Below are 23023 nucleotides of genomic sequence, written 5' to 3'. Positions count from 1 at the left end.
ATTGGGAATTTCCTGAAACCCTTGCTGTCACTGGGCAAATAGATACAACTTGTCCCGCCACTGCGGGATGTCTATCCGTATTTTGTACAAATGGTGATCCGGAAAATGACTACCTCAAAACCGCCCCCAAACCTCTTTTTTTACCACAACCCGCGATCTAATTACCGGATTTGGAATTGTTTTGTTCTTCAAAACAATATATTTGTCATTTGTAAGTTAATCTTAAATCACATCGGCGCAGATTATTCATTCGAATGAAGAAATTACATATTTGTATCTACCTGGGAATCATATCCCTGATATGGGCATGTTCTACCGAGAAGAACACCTTGCTGAGCAGGGCGTATCACGGTACAACGGCACACTATAACGGCTACTTCAATGCAAATGACTTGCTGGAAGGAGCGATGAAAACCTATCGCGAAAACAAAAAAGAGGATTACTATTCCGTACTTCCGATCCTGGTTCTGCCTAGTGACGACGAGGTGAAAAATATGTATGCCCCGATTGATACCGCCATTTCCAAATGTACCAAGGTCATCCAGCGCCACGCCATGCCGTCGATGGAAAAACCATCTGCTAAAAAAGAAGAACACAACCGCTGGATCGACGAAAACTGGATTACGATCGGGATTGCAAACTTCTACCGCCGCGATTACGACCTGGCTTTCAAGAATTTCGAATACACCAAGAAGTTTTTTGCATCAGACAAATCAGCATACATCGCAGAAATGTGGATGGCAAGAACCTACATGGAGCAAGGCAAATTTACCGAAGCGAATTTTGCACTGACCAGCCTGGAGAAAGCACAGGAATCCATGGAAAATGGAGATTCAAAAAGTCCGAAAGGAGCGAAATCCTCGAAATCGAAATCCAAGTCTAAAAAGAAAAAGAGCAAGAAGGCGAAAGATAAAGAACCTGCGAAATTTCCGAAAAAACTGCGTTACGATGTGTCGATTACCCGTGCTGTTTTTTGTGAGAAGCGAAAAGACATCGACGGAGAAATCAAAGCATTGACCAAAGCATTGAAGTACGCGAAAAAATCCAAAGACAAAGCGCGTGTGAACTTCATCCTCGGACAGTTATACGAAACGACGGGAGACCGCGCAAAAGCTGCTTACCATTATCAACGCGTATTGAAATACAATGCAGGTTATGAAATGAGCTTCAATGCAAGTTTGAAAAATGCATTGAATGCCGGTGGAGACAAGGTGCGTAAGAACCTGAAAAAAATGCTTCGTGATACAAAAAATGCGGAGTTCAAAGACCAGATTTACTTTACGCTGGGGAAAATGGATCAGATTGAATCCAACGAAGAAGGCGCGAAGACAAACTATACCAAATCGGCATTTTACTCCACTGCAAATAACCGTCAGAAAGGGATGGCTTATGAAAAGCTGGGAGACATGAGCTTTTCAAAGAAGGATTACCTGAATGCACAGAAATACTACGACAGCTGTGCAAAAGTGATCCCGGAAACATACCCGAATTACGAAGCAATCCAGAATAAAGCATCCAAGCTTCAGAGCCTGGTTGCAGCAATCGAAACGGCTCAGTACGAAGACAGTGTGCAGCGTATTGCAAAGCTGACACCTTCCGAACAATTGGAATTTGCCGAAGGAGTGATCAAAAAACTGAAGAAAGACGAAGAAGAACGCCAGCGCCAGGATGCAATCCGTTTGGCTGCACTGCAGGAGGCCCAAAGTAAAAAAGCGGCTGCCAGCGGAGGTGGAAATAAATTCTACTGGAATAACGACAAAACGAAAAACGAAGGATTCGAGGAATTCAGACGGCAGTGGGGACAACGTGAAAACGAGGACGATTGGAGGCGATCCGAGAAAATTGTGTTTGCAGGCTTTTCGGATGAATCCGACACCAGTTCCACGGCTGCCAAAGCTCCGGTTGATAACGGCGCAACAGTACTGGATTCACTGACGCCGGAAATGCTGGTTGCCAAACTACCGTTGTCCGACTCTGCTTTGCAGGCATCCCGTGTAAGAATGATGAATGCCTACTTCGATGCCGGAGGGATTTACAGCGAGCAGTTGAATGAAACAACCCTTGCGGAAAAGCAGTATCGCACGATGCTGGAAAAAGACTTTAACAGCGATATGAAGCTCATGGCGGCATATCAGATTTATAAATTGCACAATCCGGAAGACCAGGCTGCGGTGGAGCAGAAGGAATATATTCTGATCAATTACCCGACATCCGATTATGCAGGTTACCTGAGAGATCCGGATTACTTCATCAAGAAGAAAGAACGGGAAAAGCTCACGCAGGAAGCTTACCTGGTCGATTTGGATCGTTTCGAAAGAGGTTTGTATTACCCGGTTGTTGCGAAGGCGAACACTGTTCTGGCAGAAGAGAAAGACAATCCGTACAGAAGCAAATACCTGCTGCTGAAAGCAATGGCACAGGCAAAAATGTACGAGGATAAAAAATCCGTTCTGCCTACCCTGGATACCCTGATTGCACTTTACCCGAAAACACCGGAGTCTGCGAAGGCCGAAGAAATGAAGCGAATCATCCTGGGGGGATATTCTGCAAATGAACCGGTAAATTTTGAGAAGAAAAGCATTTACACCCGTTCAGAAGGCGAACCGATGCTGGTGATGATCTTCCTGACGGACAAAATCAACAACGTGGTGGCGAAAACGCGGGTGGTGGACTTCAACAAAGAGTATTACAGCAAGCTTCGTTTGAATGTGACTTCCAAAGTGCTGAAAAACGACAACGTGATCCTGGTGAAACCATTCAAGGATGAACTAGAAGCGGGGTCTTATGTTTCCTTCTACAAGCGCACCCGAAATCACCTGCTGGATATGCAAAAAATGAAAATTTTGTTTATTTCCGAGAAAAATTTGCTTACCTTATTTGATACTGGAAAACTCGATGAGTACCAGCTGTTCTTTGACGAGAACTATTGATTCAAATAAGTGAGGTTATGGATGATAAGCCGAAAAAACAGATTAAGAACTACGTCCGGTTCAGCGGAGCTGCCATCCAGATGGGAGCAATCATTGCCGGAGCTGCTTTTTTAGGAGTTTGGCTGGACGGAAAATACAATCCCGGAGGAAATATGTACACGTTGATCTGCACGCTCACAGGAGTTGCGGCGGCTATGTATCTCATCATCCGGGAAGTGATCAATATGTCAAAAGAAAAAGAAGATGAATAAACGAATCGGGGCTTTTGCGAGCCTGATAGTGATTGCTTTGGTCTACCTGGTGATGATCGGGATGAAATCGAACTGGGTCATTCCTGCTAATCATTTGGCGGGAATTGTCGGTTTGTTGGGGATCTTCGCCGGAAGCACTGCCATTATGATGTCGGGGAAAAATGCCAGTGCAGAATCCCAGGCACAGCGTTTTATTTTGGGTACAGCTATCCAGATGATCCTTGTGTTGTTTTTCGTACTGATCGTTAAGTATGTCTGGAAAGAATCGTTCCAGGAATTCGTTTGGTACTTCATGAGCTTCTTCCTGGCGATGCTGGTTGTTCAGGCGCTTTGGATGCTGGTGAAAGTGCGAAAGAACTAACTAAAAAAGATGGATAGACATCCCGCAGTGGCGGGACAAGTTGTATCTATTTGCCCAGTGAAACCGGACTTTCCACACCATTTTGTAAATTTGTAAAATGGTGTGGAAAAAATAGGCCTGCTACCTTTCTGATCAACGCACCCCAACCCGTTTCCCTTCCCCGAAATCCCCTCAAAACAACCGCTTGAAAATCATTTCTTTTCACGAACCAACTTTTGCTTACCATGAATGTGGTAAAAACGCATTTGTTTTCAATTTTTTCTTGGTGTTTCTGAAAGATTAACTACCTTTGCGCCAAAATTTAGGGTTTTATCTAAATAATAATACGCGATGTCATTAATTCTCAGTGCAAAACGATTTTTTACCTTAGTAGCAGCAATGCTCGTTTTAACCCCTTCTTACGCTAATCACAAAGAAACGATTCCTGAAGAAGAGTTTGAGGTAGGAGAAATGATCATGCATCACATCTCGGATGCACACGAGTGGCACTTATGGGGAGGACATCACAACAGTACTTCCGTTTACCTTCCGGTTATTTTGATTGATGGTGGATTGAAAACGTTTTCTTCCAGGCATTTTTACCACGGAGAGCATGCGTCTTCTCTTGATCACAAGACAAACGCAGCAGTAGATTACGTGAAAGGAGTTGGTCCTGCAGCTGGTTACGCAATGTACCACGAGAAAATCTACAAGATGCAAAACGGAGAGCTGTCTTTCGAAGATGGACACGTTCATGGAGCGATCAAACCATTGGATTTTTCGATTACCAAAAACGTATTGTCTTTGTTCTTCGGGGCGGTTTTGATCCTGTTGATCCTGTCAAGCGTAGCACGTTTCTATAAGAAAAACGGATCGGTAGCTCCTAGAGGATTGGCAAAATACCTGGAAGTATTGATCGTCATGGTTCAGGACAATATCGCGAAAGAAAACATCGACAAGCACAAATACAAAAAATACGTTCCTTACTTGTTGACGATCTTCTTCTTTATCTTCATCAACAACTTGTTGGGATTGGTTCCGATCATTCCTGGTGGAGCAAACCTGACAGGTAACATTTCAGTGACCTTGTTGCTGGCTGTTGCAACCTTGTTGGTGACGTTGTTCTCCGGAAACAAAAACTACTGGGGACACATCTTTGCAATGCCGGGAGTTCCATGGCCGGTATTGATCATCCTGATTCCAATTGAAATCGTAGGGATCTTTACAAAGCCTTTCGCATTGATGGTTCGTTTGTTTGCGAACATGACAGCAGGTCACATCATTGTATTGGCATTGATTTCAATCATCTTCATTAATCAGAACATGGCTTGGGGAGCACTATCCGTTCCGATGGCATTGTTTATCTCGGTTTTGGAGTTGTTAGTAGCGTTCTTGCAGGCGTTCCTGTTTACCATGCTGTCAGCATTGTTTATCGGAGCAGCAGTGGAAGAAGCGCACCATTAATTAGTAATTTTTTAATACATATACAGATGTACGGAAGTATCGCAGCAATCGGAGCAGGTCTTGCAGTTTTAGGTGCAGGATTGGGAATTGGTAAAATCGGTGGTTCAGCAATGGACGCTATCGCACGCCAGCCTGAAGCTTCTGGAAAAATTCAAACAGCGATGATTATCGCTGCGGCGTTGATCGAAGGGGTTGCTCTTTTCGGTGTAGTAGTTGGTCTACTAGGAAACGCGAAGTAATTGTAAAGGCTTGCTGTAACGGTTGGTTGCGGCAAGCTCTTTTTTAAATTGGAAAAAATTCAAACTAAATAAGAAATACAATGGGTTTAATTACACCGGATTTAGGCTTAATATTTTGGACAGGATTGGTATTCTTGCTTTTGTTGTTCATCTTGACCAAATTTATTTGGAAACCGATTTTGACATCCGTGAATGCACGTGCACAGAAAATCACCGATGCATTGGAATTGGCTGAAAAAACACAAGCAGAAATGCGTGCATTGCAGGCTCAGAATGAAAACTTGTTGAAAGAAGCAAAAGCGGAGCGTGATGCAATTGTGAAAGATGCAAAAGAAACAGCTGTGAAAATGGTAGAGGATGCGAAGAATACTGCAAAAGCAGAAGCAAACAAAATCGTTGAGTCAGCGCGTGCAACAATCAATTCGGAGAAAACAGCTGCAATTGCAGAATTGAAAACGCAGGTTGCTGCAATCTCTTTGGAGATCGCTGAAAAAATCATCCGTGGAGAATTGTCTTCCGATGAGAAGCAAAAAGCGTTGGCAGAGAAAATGGCAGGTGATATTAACTTGAACTAATCGATAGAAATGAAGAGTTCGAAATCAGCTTCCCGTTACGCACAGGCTTTGTTGGATTTAGCGATCGAGCAAAACAAAGTAGAGGCTATCGCGGCAGATATGAAGTACATGGCAACTGTTTGCGCTGAAAACCGCGACCTGGAGCTGATGCTTGAAAGTCCGGTCGTGAAAGCAGACAAAAAGATTGCTGTATTGAACGCGGTATTTGATCAGTTCGATAAAGCAACAGCTTCGTTCGTTGAATTGATCGTGAAAAATGGCCGTGAGGCATATTTACCACAGATTGCAGCATCCTTTGATGCCATTTTGAAAGAACACCAGGGAATTATCCCGGTTACTTTGATCAGTGCGCAAAAACTGGATGACAAAGTGAAAAACGAGATTGTTTCCAAAGTGCAGGCTTCCACTTCCGGAACCGTTGAACTGACGGAAAAAATCGATCCGGACTTGATCGGAGGATTTATCGTTCGTATGGGTGACAACCAGATTGATGCTTCCGTAGCATCTCAAATCAATAAATTGAAACAACGTTTAACAAGTTAGTAAGAGGTAACTCTTCAATATAAAAAAGGATAAACATGGCAGATGTTAAACCAGCAGAAGTTTCTGCAATTTTAAGAGAGCAGTTATCAGGATTCCGTTCGGAAGCTGAGTTGCAAGAAGTAGGTACAGTTTTACAAATCGGTGACGGTATCGCTCGCGTTTACGGATTGAAAGGAGTTCAATACGGTGAATTGGTTGAGTTCGATGGTGGTTTGCAAGGAATCGCATTGAACCTCGAAGAAGATAACGTAGGGGTCGTATTGTTGGGTCGTTCTTCTTCTGTAAAAGAAGGTGACACGGTAAAACGTCTGAACCGCATTGCTTCTGTTAACGTTGGTGACGGAATGGTTGGTCGCGTTGTAAACACGATCGGAGAGCCAATCGACGGAAAAGGACCGATCGCTGGTCAATTGTACGAAATGCCGATCGAGCGTAAAGCTCCGGGAGTTATCTTCCGTCAGCCGGTAACGGAACCGCTTCAGACAGGTATCAAAGCAGTAGATGCGATGATTCCGATCGGACGTGGACAACGTGAGTTGATCATTGGTGACCGTCAGACAGGAAAAACAACGGTTGCGATTGACGCGATTATCAATCAAAAAGAATTTTTCGACCGCGGTGAACCGGTTTTCTGTATCTACGTTGCAGTAGGTCAGAAAGGTTCTACAGTTGCGGGAATCTATAAGAAATTGGAAGATGCAGGTGCAATGGCTTACACGGTAATCGTTGCTGCAAATGCTTCTGATCCGGCTCCTATGCAGTTCTACGCTCCAATGACGGGTGCTGCAATCGGTGAGTTCTTCCGTGATTCAGGACGTCCTGCATTGATCGTATTCGATGACCTTTCCAAGCAAGCAGTTGCTTACCGTGAGGTTTCCCTGTTATTGCGTCGTCCTCCGGGTCGCGAGGCTTACCCAGGTGACGTATTCTACCTTCACTCCCGTTTGTTGGAACGTGCGGCTAAAATCATCGCTGATGACAAGATCGCTGCTCAGATGAACGACCTTCCTGAATCATTGAAAGGAATCGTGAAAGGTGGTGGTTCATTGACTGCATTGCCGATCATCGAAACACAAGCTGGTGACGTTTCTGCATACATCCCTACAAACGTAATTTCGATTACTGATGGACAGATCTTCCTGGAAGGTGACTTGTTCAACGCAGGTATCCGTCCGGCGATCAACGTAGGTATCTCCGTATCACGTGTAGGAGGTAACGCGCAAATTAAATCCATGAAGAAAGTAGCAGGTACATTGAAACTGGATCAGGCTCAGTACCGCGAATTGGAAGCGTTCGCTAAGTTCGGTTCTGATTTGGATGCAGCTACAAAATCCGTATTGGACAAAGGTGCTCGTAACCTCGAGATTTTGAAACAGCGCGAAGGAGATCCTTACCCGGTAGAGAAGCAAATTGCAATCATCTACGTGGGTACAAAAGGATTGATGCAAAACGTTCCTGTAAGCAAAGTGAAAGAGTTCGAAAAAGAATACCTGGACTTCCTGGAAGCAAAACATTCAGATGTATTGGTTCGCCTGAAAGCAGGGAAATACGAAGACGCTGATACAGACGTACTAGGAAAAGTTGCGAAAGAAATCGCTTCAAAATATTAATTAAGAATTGAAAATTGAAAAGTTGACCGAGCGGAGTCGAGGTCACTTTTCAATTCTAAATTAGAATTATGCCAAGTTTAAAGGAAATACGAAATCGAATTACTTCAGTAGGATCTACTATGCAGATTACATCTGCGATGAAAATGGTTTCTGCTGCGAAGTTAAAGCGTGCTCAGGATGCGATTACTCAAATGCGCCCTTATGCTGAAAAGTTGCAGGAAATTTTGGGTAATTTGACAGCTTCTCTGGATATTTCAGAAAATGCATTAGCAGCATCCCGCCCGGTTGAAAACGTGTTGATCATCGCTGTAACATCCAATCGCGGATTGTGTGGTGGTTTCAACAACAACGTAATCAAACGTGTGAATTTGGCGATCACCGGAGAATATCCAAACTCCAACGTGAGTTTGCTATGTCTTGGAAAGAAGGCAAAAGATGCATTCAAACGCTCCGATATGTACTTCAATACATCCGGAACGGCCATTGCTGAAGATATCTTCGCTGACTTATCATTTGACAACGTGTCTGTAGTTGCTGATTTTGCAATGAAGGCATTCCTGGAAAAGAAGTACGATAAAGTAGTTGTAATCTATAACTCATTCATCAACGCTGCTTCACAGGAAGTGAAAGAAGAACAATTACTGCCGATTGTTCCGACTGCACAGGAAAGCGATAAGCAGGTAGGAGACTACATCTTCGAACCTTCCAAAGAAGAGATCGTAGAAGAATTGATCCCGAAGACATTGAAAATTCAATTGTTCAAAGCTTTATTGGACTCACACGCTGCTGAACACGGTGCGCGTATGACTGCCATGCACAAAGCAACTGATAACGCGAAAGAATTGCAGCGAAGCTTAAAACTGAGCTACAACAAAGCGCGTCAGGCGGCAATTACCAACGAAATCCTCGAGATCGTAGGTGGTGCGGAAGCATTGAACGGATAAGAATCAGCTACGCTGGTGAGAATGCAACAAGCATTCCTGCAGTTGCAGATTCCATAGAATAACATTGAAAAGGCTCTCAGAAATGAGGGCCTTTTTTGTTTATTCCCGGTTTTTGAAGCATTTCACTGCTTGAGTTATTTTATTCTCTGAAATCGCTTGTATCACCTTTGTAAGAGCATTCATTTCATAGTCCAGAACCCCAAAACGACCGGAAAAGACATCTTTTCAATTGGACGAATTAAAAAATAATCACAAAATCTGCCGGAAGGTGAAAAGTTTTAATTAACAGTGTTCAGTGCCCAATTTTTCAGGCCTTTGAGGCTCATTTTCCCGGTGAAAAAAATACAGGCTTAAGTGTCAAAATATCCTAAAATCCGGTTGGGATATTGCAAGATATATACATTTACTCCGTGAATGTCACATTCGCGATACAGCCCACCGGAATCCGGCCACTTCCCTCAAGCTTCCTATCGGAATAGAAACGTTCGTCCGCAGCGGCGGATCGTACGATACTGAAGTGAATCATCATGTAGTAGAAACAAATCAAGGCAGTTTGACCAAACGGATTTTTTGCCATTCGGCGTAGCAATTCGTTCTGTCAACCTGCCGCCAACGGCGCTCCCGGCTCGGAATCCGGATTCGGTGCATAAGCTTCTGACACAGGTTTATATGCGCGGGAAAAATGGATCCGACCGGGAGTTTTGAAAGCTGTTTCTTTTAACTTTGATAACGGCAAGTAGCGTGCCAAACTTTTACTTAAACAATAGAAACTATGAAAGAACTATTACTTAGTTATTGGTGGATCGGATTAATCGTGATTTGCTTAATCCTCTACAAATTTATTTTGAGATTCCTCTTCGGAATGGTGATCGTTCCGGAAGACCGGATCGGGTTAGTGACCAAAAAGTTCGTCTTGTTCGGCGAAAATAAAGAGCTTCCTGACGGACGAATCGTTGCAACAAACGGGGAAGCAGGTTTCCAGGCGAAAACTCTTGCTCCGGGATTGTACTTCGGAATGTGGGTATGGCAGTATGAAATCACGATGGAACAGTTTACCGTGATTCCGGAAGGAAAGATCGGACTGGTTTTGTCAAAAGACGGTGCTGAAATCCCGACAGGGAACATCCTCGGACGAAGAGTGGAATGCGACAACTTCCAGGATGCGGACATGTTCCTGAGAAACAACGGACAGCGAGGTCGTCAAACCAACTACATCACTGCAGGTTCATACCGTATCAACACGATGTTGTTCCAAATATCGATTACAGATATGGTACGCATTCGCGAAAGCATGGTAGGGATCGTAACAACCCTGGACGGCTTACCGATCGAACACGGTGAAATTGCAGGAAAAGCTGTTACGGGACATAACAACTTTCAGGATTTCGATAAATTCCTGGAAAATGGAGGAAATCGCGGTTTGCAGCCAACAGTCATTCTGGCAGGATCCTACAACCTGAACCCGTGGGCACTCCAGGTAGAAGAAACCCCGATGACAGAAATTCCGATCGGATATGTGGGAGTGGTTATTTCGTACATCGGGCATGACGGAAAAGACCTGACAGGAACGGATTTCAAACACGGAAACATCGTGGAAAAAGGAAGCAAAGGGGTTTGGTCGGAACCTTTTGGCCCGGGGAAATACCCGGTGAACAAGTACACGATGAAAGTGGAGCTGGTTCCTACAACCAACCTGGTACTCAACTGGGCACAGGCACGAAGCGAGTCGCACAACCTGGATAAAAACCTGTCTACGATCACCGTGCGTTCGAAAGACGGTTTCCCGTTCAACCTCGACGTGTCGCAGATCATCCACGTACCTACAACAGAAGCTCCGAAAGTCATTGCGCGTTTCGGAAACATGGTGAACCTGGTAACACAGGTACTGGAACCGACGATTGGTAACTACTTCCGGAACTCGGCACAGGACAGCGACGTGATTGCCTTCCTCACAACCCGTAAGGAACGCCAGGATTCAGCAAAAGAACACATCAAGAAAGTGTTGGACGAATACAACGTGAACGCGGTAGATACGCTGATCGGAGACATCGTGCCGCCGGAATCACTGATGAAAACCCTCACGGATCGTAAGATCGCCGAAGAGCAGAAGGTGACTTACGAAACCCAGAAACAGGCACAGGAAACACGCCAGGGGATGGAGAAAGAAACCGCCATTGCCGACATGCAGAAAGACATCGTAAAGGCACAGCAAAGTGTGGAGATCGCGGAACGCACTGCAAATGCAGCGGTGAAGAAAGCCGAAGGGGACGCAGCGGGAGTGAAACTGGCAGTGAACGCGGAAGCAGAAGCTACGAAAATGCGAGCTTTAGCTGAGGCAGACGCAACGAGAGCCCGTGCAAAAGCAGAGTCCGAAGCAATCAAACTGAAAGCAGATGCAGAATCCGAAATGATTTCCAAAACGGGTGCTGCGGAAGCAAGTAAAATCCTCGCAGTGGGTAAATCCACCGCAGAAGCGTACGAACTGGCCGTAACTGCGCTTGGAGGAGAAAACTTTACCCGCTTCAAGATCACCGAAGAGTTGTCCAAAGGAAAAATCAAATTGATCCCGGATGTACTTATCGGAGGAAACGGACAGCAGGGAGGATCCGCAATAGACGGACTCCTGGGATTGAAACTCATGGAAATGATGGACCCGGAAAAGAAAACCGAGGTCGTTCAGAAGATAACAAAGCCTGACGTAAAACCTAAATCATCGGGCAACTCGGGGAAAACCGAGTAAAAGGGGGGGAGTCCTGACAGAAGTCGGGACTCCTTTTTCTTTTTGGCAGTATTCCTTTACGGGAGCATTTCTGCTGCGTGAAGAAGTAAACTGAAAAATCCCGGTTCCCGTTTCGAGGCCGGGATTTTTCTTTCAACAGGTAGTCAACAACCTTCTTTTGATAAGAAATTAACTGTTTGATAATTAAAATATCGACAATTGTCGTCTTTTTCCCTAACTTTCGCCCCGGAATGGAAACCGATTTTTCATATCAATTTCAACGGATGGAATTGCTTTTCAGTACCCTGAGGTGGATGCTCGACTCCCAGCAGCTTGGAATTTCACTCTCCGATTTGTCCAAACGGGTGGAACTGGGAGAATGGGAAACCCAGCACCTGTTCCAGGAATATCTCGGGAAAGACCCCTTACGTTTTGTGAAAGATGCTTTTTCGCCTTCCCTGGCCCAGGTTCACCAACCCGCCCAGATTTCCATTTTCGATGTAGTGGAAGAAAATTCGGCAAAGTCAATACCCTCTTTCGACCTGGATATTCAAATCCTAACGGAAACAGTTGAAGAAATCACCTATTCCGTTTTTCCCTATTTTCTCGGAACGGTTTTCATTGCCAGCCACGAATTCGGAATCTGCCAGGTTACTTTTGAGGACACAGACCACGGACTGACCCGTTTGAAGAAAACCTATCCCAAAGCCGAATTGAGAGAGGAGCAAACGGAATTGAACCTGCTTGCTTACCAGGCATTGATGAATTACTTCGTGCAAAAAGAAACCATCCCGGTGCTTCCGGTTTCCGTAAAAGCAAGCCCGTTCCAGGTGAGTGTGTGGAATGAACTGGCAAACCTGCCGAAATCCGAATTAACAACCTACGGAGTCATTGCACAGCATCTGGGAGATTTGAATGCTTCGCGAGCTGTAGGAACGGCTGTTGGAGCAAATCCGATTGCGTTACTGATCCCGTGTCATCGGGTGGTGCATCAAAGTGGAAAAATCGGTCACTTTCGCTGGGGAAGCTGGCGGAAACGCTTGCTGCTCGCCATTGAGAAATAGCACGAGCGAATCGGACTTTGTGTTTGACGAATAGTTTCGGCTGCATAAAAGTCTGCGGGCGATCACTTTGCATGTAATGAAAAGTCTGTATAGTTTTGTGTTCATTGCGAACAGACAGAATATGACATTAGAAGAATTGACCCAAGGCCCGCCGGTCGGGGAATCCGAACTGGCAACGTACTGGCGGATCGATGCAGATACGATTTACGCGGCATCGAAACCAACGAATCGTACGGTGGAAACCATTGCTTCCAATGTGGCGCTGGTCAAATCACTGAACAATAACAAGCCGGTGAAACTGATTATCTCCATTGCAAAATCTGCGGTTCCGGATAAGCCCACGCGGGAACTGGCTGCAAAAGAACTTCCTTTGACCTATGCTGCTATGGCGATGATTGCTCCTAACAAACTGACCGGGTTTATCATCAACCTGATCTACGGAATGAAAAAGCCGCCGATCCCGATGAAAACCTTCTCCGATTTTGAGGCTGCACAGCGCTGGATTTCCAAAGTGGATGTAACGAAATAACACGTAAGCGTTCTACCCGAAAACCGCTTATGAAAAGAATCGGACTCGTTATCTTATTGAATCTCTGTGTATGTCTGAGTCATGCTCAGAATGAAGCCCGTACAGATTCTGTCAGTATTTTGTTTGATTACAATCGTTTCGAAGTATTGGATGAAGCCGCTTTGCTGAGTCAACTGAATGGAATAGACCTTTCGAAGGTTGCGCATATTCGCTTGGTCGGATATACAGACTCCATTGGAACACAAACAAGAAATACGATGTTGGCGGCAGCGCGGATCAGTGCTTTGAAGCGGGTGTTGCAGAAAACGGGATTGCGTTCCCTGAAAATAGAAATCCTCAATGCAAACGAAACTTCCGGATTCCGGGCTGTTCCCGATGAATTGAACCGCCGGGTTGACATCCTGTTCTACGGAAAACCGGAAATAAAGGAAGCGCCAAAACTGGCATTTGAACTCAATAAACCACTCAATCTGAATATCAATTTTGTTGGCGGAAGAGCAGATTTTCTCCCGGAATCACAAGCGAACCTGGAACAATTGCGAAACATCATGCTGGAAGATACGACCTTGTTATTGAAGTTGCATGGACACGTTTGCTGCGCCGATGATATGCCCTTGTCTGAAAAACGTGCCTATGCTGTATTGAGTTATTTGATTGAAAGCGGTGTGGACCACAAACGGATGACGGCAGCAGGATTCAGTAACAGGAAACAACTGGTTCCCGAAATATCAGAAGTAAACAAATCGTTGAACCGCCGGGTAGAAGCGATTTTTTACCGGAAAGAGTAATTTTAACCACATAGATAGAACATATAGTCCGTTAGACTCGAATGAACCAAAAAGAGGCGAAGGACGCAAAGGTTATTTATGAAACAACTGCATATTTTACTTTTTATAATGATCCCGTTTTGGAATCAGGCACAACATACCATTCCAATTGATTCTGCTGCGATAGAACAGTTTTTTCAAAAGGTCGACCGGGTAGAATTGGTCGAAATCAGGAAAACAGTTTCTATGCGTATTATTTCCGATCGTAAAGGAAAAATCACAGATACGATTATCACGTCGGATTTCATAAGTATGATTGCGAATGATCGAATTGATTTGGATCTTGTTCAGAAAAGATTGGTTGCTGACTCGGTTTTGGAAAAACAGATCGTAGGTGTTTTGCTTAATAATGAGATAGAATTGGGTGGAGGCCGCTCGATGTGTTATCAGCCCAGAAATGCAATTTTGTTCTATCGCGGGCAAAAATTACTTGGATGTATTGAACTTTGCTTTGAATGCGTCGGTTCTGAAACCTTCCGCATTCCATGGGAGTTACACCTGTCGCACCAGCAGATTGATGGCTTCAAAAAGATTTTCCAGGCAAGCGGATTGAGAATTTATGAAAGATAATGCCCTTGTCTCTGAATTAGATACATGGTGTGACGATCTGCGCCATCTGCGGGAAACTTACTCCTCAATATACACCCGGTGCATTCTTCGCGATAATCCGGTCATCACTTCATACGGAATGGTGTCCATCGCTTTGGCAAATACTTCCATGGGTTGATTTTGCCCGATGATTTCAACAGGATCGTTTATTTTCGCATCCACCGAACTGACATCCACCATGATCATGTCCATGCAAACGCGCCCCACTACCGGACAACTGATCCCGTGAATGGAAACAGCACCCTGACCGTTGCTTAAACTGCGTCTGAATCCATCTGCATAACCTACCGGTACAATTGCGATCTTCATGTCTTCCATGGCTTCGTAGCTGCATCCGTACCCGATAAAATCGCCTTTCGGAACGGATTTGATCTGTGAAATGGAACTATACCAGGAAACTGCGGGTTCAAAAAACGGTTTCAATTCGGTGTTTTCCGTGTAGCCGTACATCGAAATCCCCAAACGGATCATGTCGTAGCAGTGCTCCGGGTATCTCAGAGAGCCTTCCGAATTCAGGACGTGCGCCCGGAACGAATCGGAACTGTGATTTCTGAAATAGGAAACAATCGATTCGAATGTTTCCAACTGTTTTTTCGTGAACTCACTGTGAACCGGGTTGTCGGCATCTGCCAGGTGGGAATAGATTCCCTGGATTCTGACCTCGGGCTGTGAATGAATAATCGCTAGTACGCGTTCTTTGTCTTTCGGTGAAAAGCCCAAACGGTGCATCCCGGTGTCGAATTTGAGGTGGATCGGATAATTGGAAATTTGTTTGTGGATGAGCGCCGTAATGAATTCGTCCAGTTGCTCAAACGAATAAATGGCCGGTTCCAGGCGGTACTCAATGATGAGATCGCTGTGTTCCGGATCCGGGTTCATCACCACGATCGAAGAGGCAATTCCGATTCCTGCTTTGCGCAGTTCCACTCCTTCATCGGCAAAAGCCACCCCGAAATTCCGGATGCCGCTTTGCTGCAAGGCCGGAGCAACTTTGTCGGCTCCCGAGCCATAGGACGAAGCCTTGACCATTGCCAGGATATTCACTCCTTTCGGCAGACGTGACTGGTAAAAAGCAATATTGTGTTTGATTGCACTCAGGTTGATTTCCACAATGGTCCGGTGTTTCAGCGCTTTTCCACGTGCTACTTCGTATTCGAATGCGCGGTCACGGTGTGCTTTGACCAAAACTACCGAGTCGTGAAAATCTTCCCACGGAATGGCCTTTCCTTCCGGGATAAAATGAAATTCATCCGGGTCAAAACTTTGAATCAGGCGTTCGATTTCGAGTCGTTCGTGCGCATGTTTTTCGGATAACCCAATGACCACAATCCGTTTTTTTTCGGGAGCTAGCTGCCGTTGGTAGATCAATGCCTCGCTGAGTGCATCCAGGTCAAGGTTGTAGGTGTCGTTGATGATTGTATTGTGGTTGATTCCTTCAAACACTTCCATCCGCAAAGCCAGGGTCGGCAGCGACTCAATGCGTTCTTTGATTTCCTCCGGTTCAAATTGCAGGTAGGCCAGGAAGGTTTTCAAAACGCCAAGCATACCGCTATATCCCGCAGGGAAACGATGATTTTCATAGGACGGGCAAACCTGGAAATTTCCGGGAAGCCTGTTTTCCAAATCTGCAAAGGTGTATGGAATGAAAGCTTGTCTGCATTCGCGGAACAACACCCACTTTTCCAGTAAATGTTCTTCGATATTTGCGAAATTCTCGCGGTGAGCTTTTCCGAAAGCGGTAAAAATACCAAAGTCAGGAGCAATCATGTCCCGGAGGATTTTCATTTCTCCGGGTTTCGAAATCCCAGCTTCGATAAACGCAATGGACGCATTTTCGTGCATTTCCAGCAATGAAAGTGCTACTCCGATCTGTGAATTGAAACTCTTCGGGCTGCGAACGACTTTGAATTTATCCGAAATGCAGTGGAAAATCCATTCTTTGAACGTGGTTTTTCCTACGCTTCCCGTAATGGCTACCACCGGATAAGTAAAGCGTTTCCGGTGATAAGCCGCCAGTTTTTGCAATGCTGCCAACGGATCTGTTACGAGAAAATAAACCGCATCCGTGTGAAAGGTAATGGTGCTGCTTTTTGGAATCACAAACATCCGGATTCCCTGTTGGTAAGCCTGTTCCGTGAATTCACTTCCCGACCGGGAGCTTCCGCTCAGGGCAAAGAAAAGAGCTCCGTTTGCCTGCTGGATTTTTCGGGAGTCGAAGTAAACATGAGTAACGATTTCCGGATGAGAACCCCGCGTTTCCGCTTCAAAGATCTCAGTACATTGTTCGATCGAATAATTTAGTCTCAATGCTCAATTTTATTGTAGCAACTCCGGCATAAAGGTTCGTACTTTTCGACGGCTCCGACCAGCACCTGACCTTCATCTTTCGTTGTCCGATGTGAGTATTGTGCTAAGTTACCACATGAAACGCAAATGGCGTGCACTTTTGTGACATATTCTGCCATACAGAGCAGATTCGGCATGGGACCGAACGGTTGACCCAGGTAATCCATATCCAATCCGGCAACGATCACACGAACTCCGTGTTTCGCCAGGTCGTTGCAGATAGCGGTCAGTCCTGAGTCAAAAAACTGGGCTTCGTCGATTGCCACAACGCGCTCTTTCTTCCAGTGTTTGAGAATGTCGGATGAGTCGGCAACAGGAATGGCTTCGAGGGAAGACCCTTTGTGGCTCACAACCTGTTCTTCGTGGTAGCGGTTATCGATAGCGGGTTTGAAAAGCAGCAATTTCTGTTGGGCAAATTCAACGCGTTTTAATCGTCGGATCAATTCTTCCGTTTTTCCGGAAAACATCGAACCACATATGACTTCAATCCAACCGTTTTGTCTTGCCTCAGAAGGAATTTGCTCTAAAAACATCATTTTTTCAGGTTATCAACAATTCACTTTAAACAACTATTTCGAAGAAGAAAAAAAAGTGCTTTTCACGAATTGTAATTTTATACTGCAAAAATTGTTATTTCCCGGGTCTAAAACCAGCCCAAGTGTACAAGTTTTGTCAAATGTTGAAAAATTCCGAAATACTGAAAATATGGAAATGCACGCATTAATCGAAGAAATTGCAGCGCTGTTTGGAAAAATCAAATCGGGGGAAGCGACTCTCGGTGAGTTGGAAACTTTCGCTGCGGCAACGAATCAATTGAATGAGCGCGCTATTGTTTTGCGCTACAAAGCGTATGAAACAAAAGTTTACGGGAATCCGGTTTCCGAACCAGCTATTTCAGGAATCAATACGCAGAAGGAAGAACCGGTAATCGAACTGGAAGTAGAAGAAGTGCATCCGGAGCGGGTGGTAACTCATCACCACGAAGAGGAACCTTCGTTTGACTTGTTCGGGATGACTGAAGAGGAAGAGGAGGAAGAGCCGGAACTGGCTTTTGATCTCGCAGAAGAAGTGGTGGACGAAGAACCGGAAATCGAGGAAGAAGAAATCATTATCCCGGAGCCGGTGATTGTTCAGGAAGTGAAGCCAGAACCAACACCCGTGCCGGTTGCTGAAAAACCGATTGAAAACCTGGGGAACCTGCACCCGATCTACGGAAAACTGGATTCCAACGACGGGACGCTGGCTGCTCGCCTGATGACGGTGCGTCTGGATACTTTGAAAGGAGCTTTCGGATTCAATGAGCGTTTGCAGATCATCCAGGAATTGTTCGGCGGATCGAATGAAGAATTTAATCAGCTGATCGATCAATTGGAAGGTATTCAATCGAAAGATACGGCAAGATCTTTGGTGAGCAGTTATGCAACAAAGTACCACTGGGATGTTGACAGCCAGCTGGCAATTGAACTGGTTCAAAAAGTAGAGCGTAAATATGCATAAAATACTGTCTTTCCTCCTATTACTGCCATTCCTGGGATTTGCCCAGGTGGAACAAGGCCGCCAAACCGCTCAGAAATTGTGTTCCCCGGAATTCCACGGACGTGGTTACGTAAACGGGGGAGATTCCATTGCTGCCGCTTTCCTGGCGCAGGAATTTGAAAAAATGGGCTGTAAATTCCTGAAAGGATCGCCGTTTCAACCGTTTCAATTCAAGGTAAATGTCTTTTCAAACCGCATGGAATGCGCCGTAAACGGTAAGCAACTCATTCCCGGAAAAGAATTTGTAGTGGATCCTGCCTGCCCGATGGTCTATAAAGACAGTTTGAAAGTGTACAAGATTCAAACGCGGGATTTGTTTAACGGAAAACTCATCAAAAATAAAATCAGCGAAGCTGCCATGAGCGGCTCAAAAGCAACCGTCGGGTTTGCATTCCAGTATGACCAGTGGAAAGGAGATACCTTGAAAATGGCGCAAAAACTGGCGGAAGAACTCGGAGGTTCCATGCCGGTGATCGAAATTCTGAATACCAAATTCACCTGGAGCGTCAGTCAGCAACAACAGCGCTATCCATTGATCCAGGTGCAATCAAGTGCATTGGACTGCTCGCAGGACAGTTGGAATTTCCAGATCAAGGTCGATGCGAAAACGATTAACCACACGGCGAGAAACGTCATTGCTTACGTTCCGGCGAAAAAGAAATCGAAGAAATACTTTGTATTCAGCGCACATTATGATCATTTGGGGCAGATGGGACAGGAAGCCTATTTCCCGGGTGGAAATGACAATGCTTCCGGAACGGCTCTGTTACTGGAAATGGCCCGTTACTACGTAAAGAATCCTTCCAATGTGAACGTGGTTTTTATCGCTTTTGCCGGAGAAGAGGCAGGCTTGCTGGGGAGTAAATACTATACGGAACATCCGCTTTTTCCGCTCGAAAACATTGAATTCCTGTTTAACCTCGATATTATGGGGAGTGGAGAAGAAGGAGCTACTGTGGTGAATGCAACCTTGTTCCCGGAGCAGTTCGAAGTATTGAAATCGATCAATGAAAAGCAGCAGTACCTTCCGAAAATTGCATCCCGCGGAGCTGCGGCTAATTCGGATCATTACTTCTTTACGCAAAAGGGAGTTCCGGCATTCTTTATGTATACCATGGGACCAAACAAACACTACCACGATGTGTACGATACCTACGAAGAATTAAGCTTCAGTAAGTTCAATGCCATCTATCAGCTGCTCATCGATTTTGAGAAAGTGGTTTCCTGGAAACGGTAAGAGCATTCAGACTGGCGGAGGCAGGACCTCCAGACGCCATGTGCTTGATTGCAAGATCGCCTTTTTATGCGGTAAGTTCCGCGTTCCTCTGCGTAATCTGCGGGAAAAGTGAACACTTACCGGAACCGATGTAAGGCATAAAATGAGATGTCCGGATAAGCATATTTCTTAAAATAAAGAAATTCAATGCGTTGCTGTGTTGAATTCGGGATCTAAAACAACCATTTTCGTGATAAATCTTACCCTGTAACGAGTAATCAAAAACAACCTTTTCGGGTATTTCGGGAAAGCCTTCCGGGGTTTACTTTTGTTCTATCAGAAAAATAGAAAAAATCTGATGTTGGAGGACAAACCAAATTTACATTCGGAAGGTGTTGTTTCATAATAGGTTAGTTTTAGGTAAGTTAGTTTTCGTTAACCTTCCGAAGTAGCTTGCTGCTACGAGCTACATAACATAGGTACCCATAGTCGGTTAGATGAGCATAGGACAAGGATTGTTGTTTCTCTTGTCCTATGCTTTTTTTAGCTCTCGATTTTTGAGTATATTCACTCGCAACTATTTATGAAAAACATGCAATTTCGATTGGTTTTATGTTTTCTCTTCGGGGTTCATACCCTCTTTTCCCAGGTTTATAAGGACGAAGAGAAAATCAAAAAGACGATTTTAACAAAAGCAGCCAATTGCGCGCCGGCAAACAAAAGCTCGATGATGGAGTACAATAATGTCCGCGCAATGATCCATACGGCCGGGAATTTGTGGCAGATTCCGGGACAAAATCTCTCGCAATATGAGATTCCCAAGAACTCCAAAATCATGTGTTTCTTCACTTCGGCACTGTGGCTCGGAGGAACGGATGTGAACGGACAGTTAAAACTGGCGGCTTTGCGTTATCGTGCCGGACAAGACTACTGGACCGGGCCTTTGACCAATATTACTGCAGACATTGATCCGGCTGAATGCCTGAAATACGACAATCATTTCATCACCAGTAAAGATTTGGTGAAGCAATTTGATGCCTGGTACAATGCCGGTGTGTTGGATCAGCAAAACGGAACCAGTCTGCAGGATGCCAATTTCCCGAATTACAAAGTACCTGATTTTATCAAAAACTGGCCGGCTCACGGTGATGTTTCAAAAGGACAGGACTACAACCTGGCGCCTTTTTTCGACCGGGATGAAGACGGAAATTACGAGTGGGAAGAAGGAGATTATCCGTGGTATGATATCAACGGAACCAAAGATTGTAAAACCGACCGCAGAGTCTCTCTTTACGGAGATTACAACATGTGGTGGGTGATGAACGATAAGGGAAATATCCACACGGAATCACAGGGAGAGCCGATCGGGATGGAAATCCGCGCGCAGGCTTTTGCATTTGCGACCAACGATGAGGTGAATAACATGACCTTCTACAATTACGAATTGATCAACCGCGGAACGCAGACCTTGTACAATACCTATTTCGGGGTTTTTGTCGATGGTGCTTTGGGCGATCCGTATGATGATTACGTGGGATGCGACGTAAACCGCGGTTTGGGATATTTCTACAACGGCGACGCGATGGATGCCGATAACCAGGGGTATTACGGTTATGGACTCACTCCTCCGGCTGCCGGGGTTGATTTCTTTGAAGGACCTTACCAGGACAATGATTCGATGGATAATGCCTACGGAATCGGGCCGGGAGAAGCACTGAACGGAATCGGTTACGGAGATGGAATCATAGACAACGAACGCTACGGAATGCGCCGTTTCCTGTATTATATCAATGTAGGAGCGGGAGCCAATCCGAACCAAACCGACCCCACAACTGCGACGGATTATTACGCTTTTCTCCAGGGACGATGGAAAGACAACACACCGTTTTATTACGGAGGAAACGGACACATTTCAGATCCGACCGTGAACCCGAATGTTCCCTGCGATTTCATGTTTCCCGATGATACCGATCCTCTCGGATGGGGTACGGGCGGAGTTCCACAGCCAGCCTGGACGGAGCAAACGGCGAATAACTTACCTTACGACCGCCGCTTCCTGCAATCTGCCGGACCGTTTATCCTGAAACCCGGAGCCGTGAATAACATTACAGTCGGGATGGTATGGGCAAGAGCTGCCGGCGGAGATCCGTTCGAATCGGTGAAAGCCTTGAGAATTGCAGACGACAAGGCGCAGGCTTTGTTTGAGAATTGCTTCCGCGTATTGGAAGGACCGCATGCTCCGGATTTGACCGGTCAGGAGTTAAAAAACGAATTGATTCTGTATTTGTCCAATAATTCGGCATCCAACAATAAGAACGAAGATTACGAGGAATTTGATCCGTTTATTGCATCTTCCGACCCAAATTCGGACAAGCATTACCGTTTTCAGGGATATATGATCTATCAGTTGAACAAATCCAATGTGAGCGTTTCGGATTTGGAAGATCCTACCAAAGCGCGTTTGGTGGCACAGGTCGATATAAAAGACGGAGTGAAACGTCTGGTCAACTTTGAGTTTGATGAGAACCTGCAGGCTTCGTTCCCGGTTGAAAAAGTAAAAGGATCGGACGAAGGAATCAAGCATTCGTTTCGGGTGACGGAAGATTTGTTTGCGACCAGCGATCGTCGTCTGGTCAATTTTAAGCGCTATTACTACATGGCGATTTCGTATGCCTATAACAATTACAAAACCTATGATCCAACCGATCCGAGTGCGTTGGATGGTCAGAAAAAGCCCTTTTTAGCGAGCCGGAAAGCGGCAATCGGAGAAGTGAAAACCCTGGAATTGATTCCGCACGATCCTGCTCCGGAAGCAATGGGAACTATGCACCTGGCTTCCTATGGAATTACGCCTCGCATCACGCGTTTGGACGGAACCGGAAACGGAGGTCGTGAGTTGCAGTTGACAACGGCATCAGAGAATGCGATTGTATCCAACGGATTCTTAGGCGAATTGGAATACGATTACAACGGGGGCCCGATCAACGTCAAAGTAATCGACCCGCTGAACGTGGTAGGAGGATACTTCCGTTGTGAATTCCGCGACTATACAGGTGTATCCGGAAATGGAACAGCAGCAGCAGAGTACAAAGGAATCGATACGGCAAGCTGGGTGGTTTACCACTACGATGCCAAGGACGGAAACCTGATAGACTCGGTCACTTCGGATGTAACCATCAAGCAAGGCAACGAGCAGATCGTACCGAAATGGGGTGTTTCGATAGAAATCATGCAGGAGAAGTATTACTTCCCGTCCGCAGTGGCTTCTTCGGTATACCTGT

The 23023-nt window shown here is 45.4% G+C and carries 20 protein-coding genes; 17 read left to right on the top strand and 3 right to left on the bottom strand.

Annotated elements, in window-relative coordinates; genetic code table 11:
* Positions 1–254 precede the first annotated feature (254 nt).
* The 9 genes from ABDV94_RS19325 (at position 255) to atpG (ending at position 8896) form a co-directional block, all read left to right on the top strand.
* Positions 255–2930, top strand: a complete 2676-nt coding sequence (locus tag ABDV94_RS19325; protein WP_343748867.1) for a hypothetical protein — start codon at positions 255–257, stop codon at positions 2928–2930.
* Between the two features lie 17 nt (positions 2931–2947).
* Entirely contained in the window at positions 2948–3181 is a 234-nt protein-coding gene (locus tag ABDV94_RS19320; RefSeq protein ID WP_343748866.1) for an AtpZ/AtpI family protein, read from the top strand.
* Positions 3174–3542 (top strand): hypothetical protein, encoded by a 369-nt coding sequence (locus tag ABDV94_RS19315; protein ID WP_343748865.1) that lies wholly within the window; start codon positions 3174–3176, stop codon positions 3540–3542. Before ABDV94_RS19320 ends, ABDV94_RS19315 begins: the two co-directional genes overlap by 8 nt.
* 330 nt (positions 3543–3872) lie before the next feature.
* On the top strand, positions 3873–4985 hold the full coding sequence (gene atpB / locus ABDV94_RS19310) for a F0F1 ATP synthase subunit A (RefSeq protein ID WP_343748864.1): 1113 nt from the start codon (positions 3873–3875) through the stop codon (positions 4983–4985).
* Between the two features lie 26 nt (positions 4986–5011).
* Positions 5012–5224, top strand: coding sequence for an ATP synthase F0 subunit C (gene atpE / locus ABDV94_RS19305; RefSeq protein WP_124747783.1), 213 nt, complete (start codon positions 5012–5014; stop codon positions 5222–5224).
* An 80-nt stretch (positions 5225–5304) separates the two neighbouring features.
* Complete coding sequence (locus tag ABDV94_RS19300) at positions 5305–5799, top strand: F0F1 ATP synthase subunit B (RefSeq protein WP_343748863.1); 495 nt, start codon at positions 5305–5307, stop codon at positions 5797–5799.
* Between the two features lie 9 nt (positions 5800–5808).
* Positions 5809–6342 carry an ATP synthase F1 subunit delta gene (atpH, locus tag ABDV94_RS19295; protein WP_343748862.1) on the top strand — a complete coding sequence of 178 codons (534 nt, stop codon included), beginning with the start codon at positions 5809–5811 and terminating at the stop codon, positions 6340–6342.
* A 35-nt stretch (positions 6343–6377) separates the two neighbouring features.
* Complete coding sequence (atpA, locus tag ABDV94_RS19290; RefSeq protein WP_343748861.1) at positions 6378–7952, top strand: F0F1 ATP synthase subunit alpha; 1575 nt, start codon at positions 6378–6380, stop codon at positions 7950–7952.
* A gap of 68 nt (positions 7953–8020) precedes the next feature.
* Complete coding sequence (atpG, locus tag ABDV94_RS19285) at positions 8021–8896, top strand: ATP synthase F1 subunit gamma (protein ID WP_343748860.1); 876 nt, start codon at positions 8021–8023, stop codon at positions 8894–8896.
* Positions 8897–9299: 403 nt separating this feature from the next.
* On the opposite strand, the gene ABDV94_RS19280 is transcribed toward atpG, so the two are convergent.
* Entirely contained in the window at positions 9300–9473 is a 174-nt protein-coding gene (locus tag ABDV94_RS19280) for a hypothetical protein (protein ID WP_343748859.1), read from the bottom strand.
* Positions 9474–9668: 195 nt separating this feature from the next.
* Between ABDV94_RS19280 and ABDV94_RS19275 the strand changes: the two genes are divergently transcribed.
* The 5 genes from ABDV94_RS19275 to ABDV94_RS19255 all read left to right on the top strand — a co-directional run bounded on the left by ABDV94_RS19275 (position 9669) and on the right by ABDV94_RS19255 (position 14605).
* Positions 9669–11636, top strand: coding sequence for an SPFH domain-containing protein (locus ABDV94_RS19275; RefSeq protein WP_343748858.1), 1968 nt, complete (start codon positions 9669–9671; stop codon positions 11634–11636).
* Positions 11637–11899: 263 nt separating this feature from the next.
* Complete coding sequence (locus ABDV94_RS19270) at positions 11900–12679, top strand: methylated-DNA--[protein]-cysteine S-methyltransferase (RefSeq protein ID WP_343748857.1); 780 nt, start codon at positions 11900–11902, stop codon at positions 12677–12679.
* 121 nt (positions 12680–12800) lie between these two features.
* Positions 12801–13208 carry a hypothetical protein gene (locus ABDV94_RS19265; RefSeq protein ID WP_343748856.1) on the top strand — a complete coding sequence of 136 codons (408 nt, stop codon included), beginning with the start codon at positions 12801–12803 and terminating at the stop codon, positions 13206–13208.
* Positions 13209–13237: 29 nt separating this feature from the next.
* Positions 13238–13996, top strand: coding sequence for an OmpA family protein (locus ABDV94_RS19260; RefSeq protein WP_343748855.1), 759 nt, complete (start codon positions 13238–13240; stop codon positions 13994–13996).
* Between the two features lie 78 nt (positions 13997–14074).
* On the top strand, positions 14075–14605 hold the full coding sequence (locus ABDV94_RS19255; RefSeq protein ID WP_343748854.1) for a hypothetical protein: 531 nt from the start codon (positions 14075–14077) through the stop codon (positions 14603–14605).
* Between the two features lie 57 nt (positions 14606–14662).
* Here ABDV94_RS19255 and alr read toward each other — a convergent pair whose 3' ends face one another.
* Together alr and ABDV94_RS19245 are read right to left on the bottom strand one after the other, a co-directional pair.
* Positions 14663–16951: an alanine racemase gene (gene alr, locus ABDV94_RS19250; protein ID WP_343748853.1), complete on the bottom strand. Its 2289-nt coding sequence runs from the start codon at positions 16949–16951 to the stop codon at positions 14663–14665.
* Positions 16948–17523, bottom strand: a complete 576-nt coding sequence (locus tag ABDV94_RS19245) for a thymidine kinase (protein ID WP_343748905.1) — start codon at positions 17521–17523, stop codon at positions 16948–16950. The genes alr and ABDV94_RS19245 overlap by 4 nt, the downstream gene beginning before the upstream one ends.
* Before the next feature lie 178 nt (positions 17524–17701).
* On the opposite strand from ABDV94_RS19245, the gene ABDV94_RS19240 reads away from it, so the two are divergent.
* The 3 genes from ABDV94_RS19240 to ABDV94_RS19230 all read left to right on the top strand — a co-directional run.
* Entirely contained in the window at positions 17702–18487 is a 786-nt protein-coding gene (locus ABDV94_RS19240; RefSeq protein ID WP_343748852.1) for a hypothetical protein, read from the top strand.
* Positions 18480–19763 carry a M20/M25/M40 family metallo-hydrolase gene (locus ABDV94_RS19235; RefSeq protein WP_343748851.1) on the top strand — a complete coding sequence of 428 codons (1284 nt, stop codon included), beginning with the start codon at positions 18480–18482 and terminating at the stop codon, positions 19761–19763. The genes ABDV94_RS19240 and ABDV94_RS19235 overlap by 8 nt, the downstream gene beginning before the upstream one ends.
* Before the next feature lie 571 nt (positions 19764–20334).
* The coding region (locus ABDV94_RS19230; RefSeq protein ID WP_343748850.1) for a T9SS C-terminal target domain-containing protein at positions 20335–23023 on the top strand (2689 nt) is incomplete at its 3' end.

The sequence above is a fragment of the Fluviicola sp. genome (assembly GCF_039596355.1).
Classification (GTDB): domain Bacteria; phylum Bacteroidota; class Bacteroidia; order Flavobacteriales_D; family Crocinitomicaceae; genus Fluviicola.
Note: the sequence above shows the minus strand (reverse complement) of the source record. Positions and strands in the feature narration are given on the sequence as shown.

Bases quoted from the DNA above. Each gene is read 5' to 3' on its own strand.
- ABDV94_RS19325 (WP_343748867.1), top strand. From the start codon at position 255: ATGAAGAAATTACATATTTGTATCTACCTGGGAATCATATCCCTGATA.
- ABDV94_RS19320 (WP_343748866.1), top strand. From the start codon at position 2,948: ATGGATGATAAGCCGAAAAAACAGATTAAGAACTACGTCCGGTTCAGC.
- ABDV94_RS19315 (WP_343748865.1), top strand. From the start codon at position 3,174: ATGAATAAACGAATCGGGGCTTTTGCGAGCCTGATAGTGATTGCTTTG.
- atpB (WP_343748864.1), top strand. From the start codon at position 3,873: ATGTCATTAATTCTCAGTGCAAAACGATTTTTTACCTTAGTAGCAGCA.
- atpE (WP_124747783.1), top strand. From the start codon at position 5,012: ATGTACGGAAGTATCGCAGCAATCGGAGCAGGTCTTGCAGTTTTAGGT.
- ABDV94_RS19300 (WP_343748863.1), top strand. From the start codon at position 5,305: ATGGGTTTAATTACACCGGATTTAGGCTTAATATTTTGGACAGGATTG.
- atpH (WP_343748862.1), top strand. From the start codon at position 5,809: ATGAAGAGTTCGAAATCAGCTTCCCGTTACGCACAGGCTTTGTTGGAT.
- atpA (WP_343748861.1), top strand. From the start codon at position 6,378: ATGGCAGATGTTAAACCAGCAGAAGTTTCTGCAATTTTAAGAGAGCAG.
- atpG (WP_343748860.1), top strand. From the start codon at position 8,021: ATGCCAAGTTTAAAGGAAATACGAAATCGAATTACTTCAGTAGGATCT.
- ABDV94_RS19280 (WP_343748859.1), bottom strand. From the start codon at position 9,473: ATGGCAAAAAATCCGTTTGGTCAAACTGCCTTGATTTGTTTCTACTAC.
- ABDV94_RS19275 (WP_343748858.1), top strand. From the start codon at position 9,669: ATGAAAGAACTATTACTTAGTTATTGGTGGATCGGATTAATCGTGATT.
- ABDV94_RS19270 (WP_343748857.1), top strand. From the start codon at position 11,900: ATGGAATTGCTTTTCAGTACCCTGAGGTGGATGCTCGACTCCCAGCAG.
- ABDV94_RS19265 (WP_343748856.1), top strand. From the start codon at position 12,801: ATGACATTAGAAGAATTGACCCAAGGCCCGCCGGTCGGGGAATCCGAA.
- ABDV94_RS19260 (WP_343748855.1), top strand. From the start codon at position 13,238: ATGAAAAGAATCGGACTCGTTATCTTATTGAATCTCTGTGTATGTCTG.
- ABDV94_RS19255 (WP_343748854.1), top strand. From the start codon at position 14,075: ATGAAACAACTGCATATTTTACTTTTTATAATGATCCCGTTTTGGAAT.
- ABDV94_RS19245 (WP_343748905.1), bottom strand. From the start codon at position 17,523: ATGTTTTTAGAGCAAATTCCTTCTGAGGCAAGACAAAACGGTTGGATT.
- ABDV94_RS19240 (WP_343748852.1), top strand. From the start codon at position 17,702: ATGCACGCATTAATCGAAGAAATTGCAGCGCTGTTTGGAAAAATCAAA.
- ABDV94_RS19235 (WP_343748851.1), top strand. From the start codon at position 18,480: ATGCATAAAATACTGTCTTTCCTCCTATTACTGCCATTCCTGGGATTT.